Annotated in this window: 4 protein-coding genes and 1 pseudogene; all 5 read left to right on the forward strand. The window is 40.5% G+C overall.

Translation table 11 applies throughout. The annotated features are described in order from the left end of the window. Window positions 1-689: pseudogene (locus EDM57_RS23510) on the forward strand (hypothetical protein); the annotation flags it as partial. A 4-nt stretch (window positions 690-693) separates the two neighbouring features. After that, window positions 694-1,218, forward strand: a complete 525-nt coding sequence (locus EDM57_RS22385) for a hypothetical protein (protein ID WP_122906889.1) — start codon at window positions 694-696, stop codon at window positions 1,216-1,218. Beyond that, window positions 1,211-1,495, forward strand: coding sequence for a hypothetical protein (locus EDM57_RS22390; protein ID WP_122906890.1), 285 nt, complete (start codon window positions 1,211-1,213; stop codon window positions 1,493-1,495). Before EDM57_RS22385 ends, EDM57_RS22390 begins: the two co-directional genes overlap by 8 nt. A gap of 16 nt (window positions 1,496-1,511) precedes the next feature. Beyond that, a complete protein-coding gene (locus EDM57_RS22395) occupies window positions 1,512-2,012 on the forward strand; it encodes a hypothetical protein (RefSeq protein WP_122906891.1) in 501 nt (166 codons plus the stop codon). A 494-nt stretch (window positions 2,013-2,506) separates the two neighbouring features. Beyond that, window positions 2,507-3,314 (forward strand): pentapeptide repeat-containing protein (locus EDM57_RS22400; protein ID WP_122906892.1); only part of this gene is annotated, 808 nt, incomplete at its 3' end.

The raw sequence follows: 3,314 nt of genomic DNA on the forward strand, positions 1-3,314 counted from the left end.
CGCGTGAAATGAAAGCCAAGGTGAAAGGAAAAGCCCAGGCAGTCAAGGAGAAGGCACAAGAGCTTTCCAACAGCGTGAAGGAAAGACTGGAAGATGTTTTGCAGCCGAAAATGGTGACGCCGGAAGGATTTGTCATGAAAGCGGCGAAGACTGAGAATAAGGCGGTGGGTGTCGGCCGAACGGCGAATCAGAAGAAGTGGGATGAGACTTACAAAAAGACCGATACACCTGGTGGGAAGCCGCCGGAGAAAGTGCCTAAGGGGCCGGACGATGATGCTGGCTTCACAGTGACATTAGAATATAAAGAGGGCATGAACAAGAGAGATTTTGAGCGTAAAGCCAAATATTTAGAGAGACTGAGTAAAGAAGGAAATTTAACTAGAGCACAGAATCCAGTAAAGAGGAACAAGTATATTACAGAGAAATATAAAAAGGATGTAAAAAAGAGAATTGAAAGGATGTATGGAAAAAAAGACCCAGAAAAAGCAAAAGAATTAATTAAACGTGTTGACACAATGAATCCAGACCATATGTGGGATTTGCAACTAAATGGGCCAGATACAAGGAGAAACTTAAAACTTCTAGATGGTTACACAAATCAGCAGTTAGGACGAGACGTCTGGAACCAAATAAGGGATGTAAAAAAGGTTCCGGTTGGAACTCCAATAAAAATTGTTGTTAAGAGGTGAAATCATGGATAGCGACCTGATAAAAAAGGTACTTCAGGTTAAAAAACTATTAAGAGAAAGTCCGTCAAGCCTTAGTTTTGGAATTATTGAGGATGGACTTAATGATGATCTGATTAGTCAAAATAAAAAATTATTCATTGATTCAAATGAAAAAGTCTACGAATATGTTGACTTTATAAAAGATGTTTCAGGTTTTTCTCTAGGCAGCATTGTTTTATTTGATTTCCCTCGCATTCATGAGTTCCAAAATCTGTTAGACTTTCTTCCTGATTGGGAAAAAAATTGGCTATGTATTGGTAAAATCATGTCTGAACCAATGGGAATTAATAAAAATGATGGAAGTGTAAATTGGTTTTCAGAAATCCCGTATGATGATGAAGGAATGAACCTTGGTACATTCAATAATTTTATGAAAGAGTATGTTTTTGGTGAAAAGTATTCTGAAATTGTTCCTTGGGTTGATGAAGATGAGTGGTATCAGTTTATGATAAAAAATAAATTGATTACTAAGGGCGATTCTGATGAGTGAAAAAAAATTTAGAGATTATCAAAAAAAAACTATGGGTGAGAACTACCTTAAAAGTAAATATAAGCAAGAAGTAATAAAAAGGATATATAGGAGGTATTACACTAAGTACCCTGAGGAAACACGTAATCTTATAAATGTAATAAGAAAATATAAAGATGCAGAATTTATTCATCCTTTACTCCTCGGGGGATCGGTAAATAAAAGAAATCTACAACTTATAGATTCAAGAACAAATTTTTTGTTGATTAAACAGATTTGGGAACAAGTAAAGAACTAAGAGAGGGGGGGAGTAATTGAATCTTCAAGTGAAAAAATTTTTTGATTTAATGAGAGAAATTCAAATAAAAAAACCAGAAACAATTATTTATGGCTATATAAGCAACGGATTGACTCTGGATGAACAAAGTCAGTTGAATATAATCGATTTTAAACTGCCTTCAATAAGAACTTACTCTGAATATCTCGAAGAAAGTGCAGAATCGTTCTTCGGAAATATTGTATTGTTTCATCCGAGTGATTTGTACAATTTTCAATATTATGTTGATGAGTACCCTGGGTTAATTGGAAAGTGGTTATGTATTGGGAAAATTATTGATAACCCCCTTTTGCTTAATTTAAATACTGGACGAGTACATTTATTTGTTGGGTACCCTAGCAATTGTTATGACAAAGAGTTAGGTGATTTTGAGGAGTTTCTTAGAGATTATGTATTTGGAGAGAAATACAGCAGTTTATTTCCTTGGGTTGATGAAGATGAGTGGTATTTCTTCTTGAAAAACTTTTTAATGACGTAGTGATTTAGTAAAAAGTGGTTTAGTGACTTTGTTGAGTCCAATAAGTTGATTAGCGTAAGCGGGATTGTAAAATACTTTGTATAAACTCTCATAATCAAAGTGTGATAGAGAGAACACATGGGAATCATTTCAAAAGATTAGCTCCGTCAACGTAACAAAGAGATTTAGAAGATGTTCCAAAAGCCCTAAGGGGCATTTTGACGGAAACACCGTAAGAAATGTTGGAGGTCGAATTGGGCACCGAATTTTTTACGTCTGCTGTTTTATTTGACGGGCTACCTAGAAACGTTTAACATTTACCTCATCATTATCAACAGGACTTTGGTTCTATCGCTAAGATATTTTTACAAATTAAGATGTACGTTCAGAATGTTAACTGGAAAAGTATCTCTATTTAACGAAATAGCATTATACGAAGCAGGTCGATTATGGTTAGAGATTACCATAGTTGACCTGTTTTTTGTTATCTTCGTTTCGGCAAGGGGGGACAGGACGTGGGCAGAGAGGAAGCCTTGCAGCATTTTTGGGAAAACGAAGTGCCAAAACGGACGATTGCCCGGCTGCATGCGCTGGATGCGTATTATCGGGCGGAAAAAGAGCGATTGGTGCAGCCGTTTCTCCGTTCGTTTGACGAGATTTGCCAGCGAATGGCGGCGATGCAACAGCAGGGGAAGAAAGGCAAAATGGCTTATTTGACCTACTCCATGCTGCGGACGGAGCTGTTGTCCGGGAGTAACCATTATTTGCTGGAAGCAACGGACAGCCGCTGGTTTTTTGATCCCGTCGAATGCCAGGCCGTTTACGATGCGAGCTGGGCATTTCGCTTTCTGGACGAGCTTGCGGCGGAGTGGACGGAGGCTGCGCGGGCGTATGCCGGACAGATCGGCCCGGCAGAGATCGAACGGATCAAGCTCGCCCAGGCGGAGAAGTTTCACCAGTACGTCGTCAGTCTGGGACGGTATGCGTTGCAGCAGATAGATTCTGTGGAAGCGTTTTGGCAGGTGGAAATGGAAGACGAACTGGAGGTGCGCGTCGGCGAGTACCTGGACCAGAGCGAAATCGTATACTGCCGCGATGTGCGCCCAAAAGATTCGCAGCAAATCCGCGTCTGGCTGGAGGAAGGGCTGGAGCAGGAATACGGCTACAAAGTATTGGCTGGTCTCGATTTGGCGAAGGGGCAGTTTGCGGGGATCGATTTGCGCTATGCCGATCTGGGCAACAGTCGCTTGTCTGGTGCCAACCTGCGGGAGAGCGTGCTGGTCGGAACGAGGTGCGTTCGTACTGAGCTGAATGAGGCGGACT

The organism is Brevibacillus gelatini, from assembly GCF_003710935.1.
GTDB lineage: Bacteria > Bacillota > Bacilli > Brevibacillales > Brevibacillaceae > Brevibacillus > Brevibacillus gelatini.

Bases quoted from the DNA above. Each gene is read 5' to 3' on its own strand.
- EDM57_RS22390 (WP_122906890.1), top strand. From the start codon at position 1,211: ATGAGTGAAAAAAAATTTAGAGATTATCAAAAAAAAACTATGGGTGAG.
- EDM57_RS22385 (WP_122906889.1), top strand. From the start codon at position 694: ATGGATAGCGACCTGATAAAAAAGGTACTTCAGGTTAAAAAACTATTA.